Source organism: Streptomyces sp. NPDC006208 (assembly GCF_040613775.1).
Classification (GTDB): Bacteria; Actinomycetota; Actinomycetes; order Streptomycetales; family Streptomycetaceae; genus Streptomyces.
In genome coordinates this window covers 1-5,681 of sequence record NZ_JBEXSW010000104.1, presented here as the reverse complement: position 1 = coordinate 5,681, position 5,681 = coordinate 1, and the positions used below count along the sequence as shown (strand labels likewise).

Below are 5,681 nucleotides of genomic sequence, written 5' to 3'. Positions count from 1 at the left end.
CCCCACACATTAACCCCCCCCCCCCCTCCCAGAACACCCGGCTGACCGTCTCCGTGGGTCTCGTCGAGCAGCGGCCGCTGCTCGACGAGGGCGGCGATCAGTTCGGCGTCCGCGCCGAGCTTCAGGAGCTTGCCGGTGTGCATCGCCACGCAGACGTGGCATTCGTTGCGCACTGCCACCGTCATGATGACGACTTCCCGCGCGACAGGCTCCAGCGTCGTCTGCTCGAAGAGCGCGCTGAGCTTCAGGAAGCCGTCGAGGGTGTGCGGCGAGGCGGCGAGCCTCGCCACCGCCCGGGGCAGCTGCCCCACGTTCCGGGTCACCGCCTCCATGGAACGGCGGGACGCGGGCGGGGCGGACTCCAGGGTGTGATCGACGAAGAAGGCTGACACGACAACTCCTATGATGGACAACATGGTTGACGGTACGGAAAAGGTAAACCAGGTTGTCGATCGGCGCAACGGGCTTTCGGGCACCCCCGGATACGATCCGCCCGGCTACGAGCTGCCTCTGCTCCTCTTCGCCGGGTTCCGGTCTCTGATCGACAGGCTGCATGCCGAGCTGGCCGCGCAGGGTCACCCCGACGTCCGGCCCGCCCACGGCTTCGCCATGCAGGCGATCGGGCCGGACGGGGCGAGCGCCAGCGAGATCGGACGCCGGCTCGGGGTCTCCAAGCAGGCTGCGGGCAAGACGGTCGACCGCCTCGTGGCCCTGGGCTACGCCGAGCGCGCCGACGATCCCGCCGACGCCCGCCGCAAGCTCGTCCGCCTCACCCCGCACGGCCTGGACGCGCTCGCCCGCTCGGCCGCGATCTTCGACGAGCTGCGCGCGGCGTGGGCCGGGACCGTCGGCGGCGAGCGTCTGCGCGAGCTGGAGTCGACCCTGCGCCAGGTGGTCCCGGCCGAGAGCTTCCGCCTGGACGCGGCGGGCTGGTTCGGGGGCACGTGACGGTTACGCCGACTGTCCGCGTGCTGCACCACGACGGCGGCTACGACACGATCGCCGGAGTCACGGGGCAGCGCACGCAGTGGGTCGCACCCGCGGGCACCGCAGACTGACGCGGCCCGGCCCTGGCGACAACCCGCACGTGACATGGTCACCGTGCGTATCGTTGTACTGCGCGGCTGTGCGTTCGAGCGGCAGCCGGGGAAGAGCGCCACGATGACCGTCGTAGCCGACAGGATCGACCTGGCCGACACAAGCGACGAGACCCGGGACCCGGCAAGGTCCCGCGCGCGGCGCAACCCGCCACGGTCCGGCGTCCCTTGCCTGGAGTGCGCTCGAAGGCGTTGGCTTGTGTCCCATGAAGTACACGCAGCTCGGACGCACCGGACTCAAGGTCAGCCGACTCGTCCTCGGCACCATGAACTTCGGGCCTCAGACCGACGAGGCCGACAGCCACACCATCATGAACGCCGCGCTCGACGCGGGTGTGAATTTCTTCGACACCGCCAATGTCTACGGCTGGGGCGAGAACAAGGGCCGCACCGAGGAGATCATCGGCAACTGGTTCGCGGGCGACGCGAGCCGCCGCGACAAGGTCGTCCTCGGGACCAAGGTCTACGCGAACATGGGCTCGGACGGCGACGCCTGGCCCAACCACGACCGGCTCTCCGCCCTCAACATCCGCCGCGCCGTGGATGCTTCCCTCAAGCGGCTGCAGACGGACCACATCGACCTCTACCAGTTCCACCACGTCGACCGCCGCACGCCCGTCGAGGAGATCTGGCAGGCGATCGACGTCCTGGTCAAGCAGGGCAAGATCCTCTACGCGGGTTCCTCGAACTTCCCCGGCTGGAAGATCGCCCAGGCCAACGAGACCGCGCGCAGGCTCGGCTCGTACGGCCTGGTCAGCGAGCAGTGCCTGTACAACCTGGCCGAGCGCCGCGCCGAGATGGAGGTCATCCCGGCCGCGCAGGAGTACGGCCTCGGGGTCATCCCGTGGTCTCCGCTGCACGGGGGCCTGCTCGGGGGCGTCCTCAAGAAGGAGGCCGCCGGCGGTCGGCGGGCGAGCGGCCGCAGCGCGGACGCGCTCGCGAACACCTCGATGCGCGAGAAGGTCCAGGCGTACGAGGACCTGCTGGACAAGCACGGTCTGGAGCCGGGCGAGGCCGGGCTGGCCTGGCTGCTCACCCGGCCCGGGGTGACCGGGCCGATCGTGGGGCCGCGCACCGCCGAGCAGCTGGAGAGCGCGCTGCGCGCGATCGAGCTGGAGCTGGGCGAGGAGGTGCTGGCCGGGCTGGACGACATCTTCCCCGGTCCGGGGCCGTCTCCGGAGGCTTTCGCCTGGTGACCTCGGTGAGCCCGGTGACGGGACACGCCGCGCGGTAGCGGCCGTGCGGGCCGGGCCCTCGAGGCTACTGGCCTGCCACGGCCGCTGCGGCGATGATCATGAACAGCAGCACCAGCACACCGGCCATGATCTGGTTTCGGGTCTTGGGATTCACCCGACGAGGTTAACCCGCGCCCCCCAGCTCCCAGGAACCGACCACCTCGTACCGGGGCTCCTCGCCCGCCGTCCCGCTCACCGGCAGATTGCTGCGCACCAGCGCCAGCTCGGTCACGTCCCAGGGCGTGCCCTCGAAGGTGTCCAGTTCGTCGACGAACGGGCGCAGGTCGGCGTCGTGGCGGCTGCGCGCGACGGTCAGATGCACCTGGTAGCGGCGGTGCTCCTCCATGCTGACCCCGGAGCGCCGGGCGGCCGCGTCCGCGCGTTCGGCGAGCAGGCGCATGTCCTCCAGACCGCCCGCGGCGCTGACCCACAGGACCCGCCGGCCGAAGTGTCCGCCGCTGTGCATCCGCAGCGGGAAGGGGGCGGTGCGGTGGGCTGCCCGCCTGAGCCGCTCGTGCAGCTCGGGCAGCAGGCTGTCGTCGACCTCGCCCATGAAGGCGAGGGTGTAGTGCCAGCCGGGCCGGCCGGTCCAGCGCAGGTCGTCGGCGCCTGGAAGGGACTTCAACCGGTCCACGGCGCGGCCGAGTTCATCGGCTTCCCTTGCGGGCGGGACCACTGCGGCGAAGAGTCTCATGCGCCCCAGTGTGCCGTGGGCGTGGCCCCGCGGTGTGACCATTTCCCGGAGGCGGCGCCCCCCGACACCCGCACATCGCTCTCCCCCCGGTACGTCGTCCGGGGACCCCCTCGCGGCTCCATGAGCGGGACGTTGCCCGTCGGGGCTCTGCCCCGAATCCCGCGTCTCCCGCTCCCCCGGGTCTGCATTGCGCCGGCGGGCCCGGTAACGGACCCGTCCGGAAATGCAGCCCGTCAGGCGATCGAGGACAACGCCCGAAGGGCGTTCCCGGCAGCCGGGGGCGGACCACCGGTCCGGGATGGGGGGTACCTCCCACGGCCGCCAGGCCCTGGGAGGAGGGCGGGCAGGGCCCCGCGCAGCGGCCCGCGGGCCCGCCCCGCGACTACGCCGCCGTCGCCAGTTGCTCCCGCGGTACGAAGCGCAGCCTCGGGTGTCCGTGGTGCCAGCCCACCGAGAGGCGCAGTCCGCCGACCCGGGCGAGCATCACGCCGACGCCGACCGCCGCGAGCATGGCGAGCGTGCCGCCCGCCGCGAAGCCGATCCGCGGTCCGTAGGTGTCGGTGACCCAGCCCACCAGCGGCGCGCCGAGGGGGGTGCCGCCGGTGAAGACCATCATGAACAGGCTCATGACCCGGCCCCGCATCAGCGGGTCCGTCGCCATCTGGACGCTGGAATTGGCCGTGACATTGACGGTCAGGCCGAACATCCCGATCGGCACCATCATCACCGCGAAGATCCAGAACGCCGGGGCGAAGGCGGTCACGATCTCCAGCAGACCGAACAGCACGGCCGCGCCGACCAGCACCCGCAGCCGCGAGGTGCCTCGCCGGGCGGCGAGCAGTGCGCCCGCCAGCGAACCGGCTGCCATCAGGGTGTTGAGCAGGCCGTACGTACCGGCGTCGCCGTGGAAGATGTCGTCGACGAACGCGGAGAGCCAGATCGGGAAGTTGAAGCCGAAGGTGCCGATGAAGCCGACCAGGACGATCGGCCAGATCAGCTCGGGGCGGGCCGCGACGTAGGTCAGCCCCTCCCGCAGCTGGCCCTTGCCGCGCGGCGCACGCTCGACCCTGTGCAGGTCGGCGGGGCGCATCAGCAGCAGGCCGGCGACCGGGGCGAGGAACGACAGGCCGTTGAAGAGGAAGGCGTATCCGCTGCCGACGGCGGTGATCAGCACACCGGCGACGGCGGGCCCGACCAGGCGAGCGGACTGGAAGTTCGCGGAGTTCAGGCTGACGGCGTTGGCGAGCTGGTCCGGTCCGACCATCTCGGCGACGAACGACTGGCGCGCCGGGTTGTCGACGACGGTGACGAGGCCGAGCAGGAAGGCCGTGAGGTAGACGTGCCAGACCTGCACGTGGCCGCTCAGGGTGAGCGCGGCGAGCGCCACACCGGTGAGGCCCATCGCGGTGTTGGTCGCGATCAGCAGCGGCCGCTTGCGCAACCGGTCCGCGAGCACCCCGCCGTACAGGCCGAAGAGAAGCATGGGCAGAAACTGCAGCGCGATGGTGATGCCGACGGCGGACGCGGATCCGGTCAGGCTCAGGACCAGCCAGTCCTGGGCGATGCGCTGCATCCAGGTGCCGGTGTTGGAGACGACCTGCCCGGTCGCGAAGAGCCGGTAGTTGCGGATCTTCAGCGAGCTGAACATGGTCGTCGTACGGGCGGGGGTGTCGGTGGCGGTCGGTGCGGGGGCGGAGTCTGCTCCGGATCCCGTACTCAAAAGGGTTCGCCTCCTCGGCGTCGGGGAACTGCGGGGTTCCGGGGTCTAGCCCCGGGCGGGAGGGGGCAGGTGCGCGAGCTTCTCCAGTACGGGAGCGGCGGCGCGCAGCTTGTCCCATTCGTCATCGTCGAGGGCCTCGGCGAGGGCGGCCAGCCAGGCGTTCCGCTTGCGGCGGCTCTCCTCGAGCATCGCTTCGGCCTCCTCGGTCTGGCTGACCACCTTCTGCCGGCGGTCGTCGGGGTGCGGTTCGAGCCGGACCAGTCCCTTGGCCTCCAGCAGCGCGACGATCCTGGTCATGGACGGCGGCTGCACATGCTCCTTGCGGGCCAGCTCACCGGGGGTGGCCGAGCCGCAGCGGGCGAGGGTGCCGAGCACCGACATCTCGGTGGGGCTCAGCGATTCGTCGACGCGCTGGTGTTTCAGGCGCCTGCCCAGCCGCATCACGGCCGAGCGGAGGGAGTTCACGGCGGCGACATCTGCGTCAGTACCGTGGCGAAGGTCAGGCATGGTCCTTAGGCTAACTCATTACCCTGCCTAAAGACCAGTGGATTCAACGCGTCCGCACCGGCGCACACACCACGGACCACGCGGACGCACCACGGGGTAACGGTCGAGATGCCGGACTCACCCGAATGAGTGAGAGTGATCCGAAAAGTGACGCAAAGAAGGCAGCCATGGGGCGACGCTGGCTGCTATGGGATCGACAGTGCTCAGCCTGCGGATGGACGGTGAGCTGCTCGACCGGCTCCGGGCGCACGCCGCCAAACGAGGAATGAGCGTCCAGGACTATGTCCTGCGGACGCTCATTCGTGACGACTTCGACGAACGCTTCAAGGCGGCCGTCGAGGAGACCGAGAAGTTCTACGGGGTGGGGGGGGGGGGGGGGCGCGGGGGGGGGGGGGGGCCCCCCCGCACTTAAATAACACATACGAAAA

7 protein-coding genes are annotated in these 5,681 nt (G+C 70.6%); 3 read left to right on the top strand and 4 right to left on the bottom strand.

The features are described 5' to 3' along the window. The coding region (locus tag ABZ208_RS38665; RefSeq protein ID WP_356914132.1) for a carboxymuconolactone decarboxylase family protein at nt 1–416 on the bottom strand (416 nt) is incomplete at its 3' end. Here ABZ208_RS38665 and ABZ208_RS38660 point away from each other — a divergent pair. Together ABZ208_RS38660 and ABZ208_RS38655 are read left to right on the top strand one after the other, a co-directional pair. Beyond that, entirely contained in the window at nt 415–948 is a 534-nt protein-coding gene (locus ABZ208_RS38660) for a MarR family winged helix-turn-helix transcriptional regulator (RefSeq protein WP_356914131.1), read from the top strand. The two genes, ABZ208_RS38665 and ABZ208_RS38660, sit on opposite strands and share 2 nt — an antisense overlap. Before the next feature lie 355 nt (nt 949–1,303). Next, nucleotides 1,304–2,293, top strand: a complete 990-nt coding sequence (locus tag ABZ208_RS38655; protein WP_356914130.1) for an aldo/keto reductase — start codon at nt 1,304–1,306, stop codon at nt 2,291–2,293. Nucleotides 2,294–2,456: 163 nt separating this feature from the next. Here the strand turns inward: ABZ208_RS38655 and thpR are convergent, their stop codons facing one another. The 3 genes from thpR to ABZ208_RS38640 all read right to left on the bottom strand — a co-directional run bounded on the left by thpR (nt 2,457) and on the right by ABZ208_RS38640 (nt 5,253). Further along, complete coding sequence (gene thpR / locus ABZ208_RS38650; protein ID WP_356914129.1) at nt 2,457–3,026, bottom strand: RNA 2',3'-cyclic phosphodiesterase; 570 nt, start codon at nt 3,024–3,026, stop codon at nt 2,457–2,459. Nucleotides 3,027–3,408: 382 nt separating this feature from the next. After that, the gene (locus ABZ208_RS38645) at nt 3,409–4,746 is read right to left on the bottom strand and encodes an MFS transporter (RefSeq protein ID WP_356914128.1); all 1,338 of its coding nucleotides are present in this window, start codon (nt 4,744–4,746) and stop codon (nt 3,409–3,411) included. 45 nt (nt 4,747–4,791) lie between these two features. Further along, on the bottom strand, nt 4,792–5,253 hold the full coding sequence (locus ABZ208_RS38640; protein ID WP_356914127.1) for a MarR family transcriptional regulator: 462 nt from the start codon (nt 5,251–5,253) through the stop codon (nt 4,792–4,794). Between the two features lie 187 nt (nt 5,254–5,440). On the opposite strand from ABZ208_RS38640, the gene ABZ208_RS38635 reads away from it, so the two are divergent. After that, nucleotides 5,441–5,665: a ribbon-helix-helix protein, CopG family gene (locus tag ABZ208_RS38635; RefSeq protein ID WP_356914126.1), complete on the top strand. Its 225-nt coding sequence runs from the start codon at nt 5,441–5,443 to the stop codon at nt 5,663–5,665. Nucleotides 5,666–5,681: the final 16 nt, after the last annotated feature.

Bases quoted from the DNA above. Each gene is read 5' to 3' on its own strand.
- ABZ208_RS38660 (WP_356914131.1), top strand. From the start codon at position 415: ATGGTTGACGGTACGGAAAAGGTAAACCAGGTTGTCGATCGGCGCAAC.
- ABZ208_RS38655 (WP_356914130.1), top strand. From the start codon at position 1,304: ATGAAGTACACGCAGCTCGGACGCACCGGACTCAAGGTCAGCCGACTC.
- thpR (WP_356914129.1), bottom strand. From the start codon at position 3,026: ATGAGACTCTTCGCCGCAGTGGTCCCGCCCGCAAGGGAAGCCGATGAA.
- ABZ208_RS38640 (WP_356914127.1), bottom strand. From the start codon at position 5,253: ATGCCTGACCTTCGCCACGGTACTGACGCAGATGTCGCCGCCGTGAAC.
- ABZ208_RS38635 (WP_356914126.1), top strand. From the start codon at position 5,441: ATGGGATCGACAGTGCTCAGCCTGCGGATGGACGGTGAGCTGCTCGAC.